This window comes from Streptomyces chilikensis (genome assembly GCF_001642695.1).
In the GTDB taxonomy this organism is placed as follows: Bacteria; Actinomycetota; Actinomycetes; order Streptomycetales; family Streptomycetaceae; genus Streptomyces; species Streptomyces chilikensis.
Window position 1 is genome coordinate 3,067,654 of sequence record NZ_LWCC02000005.1, and the last position, 359, is coordinate 3,068,012.

The window sequence follows — 359 nt, forward strand, 5'->3', positions numbered from 1 at the left end:
TCTGGTCGTCGGCGCGGCCTTCGTAGTGGAGGTTGCCGTCGGTGTCGAAGTGGACGAGGTCGCCGGTGCGGTAGAGGCGGCTGCCGGCGGGTCCGTGGGGGTTGGGGACGAAGCGGGTGGCGGTCAGGTCCGGACGGCCGAGATAGCCGTGGGCGAGGCCGTCGCCGGCGAGGTAGAGCTCGCCGGTCACGCCGGGTGCGGTGAGCTGGAGATGGTTGTCGAGGACGTAGGCGCCCTTGTTGGTGATCGGTGATCCGATGGGGATCGTCTGGTGGGGTTGGTTGCCGGGTTCGATGGTGTGGGTGGTGGTGAAGCCCATGGATTCGGCGGGTCCGTAGCCGTTGACGACGGTGATGCCG

Annotated in this window: 1 protein-coding gene; it reads right to left on the reverse strand. The window is 68.5% G+C overall.

Going from position 1 to position 359, the window contains the following annotated elements; translation table 11 throughout:
• Positions 1-359: AMP-binding protein (locus tag A2U95_RS32690; RefSeq protein ID WP_240957313.1), on the reverse strand; the 359-nt coding region annotated here is incomplete at both ends.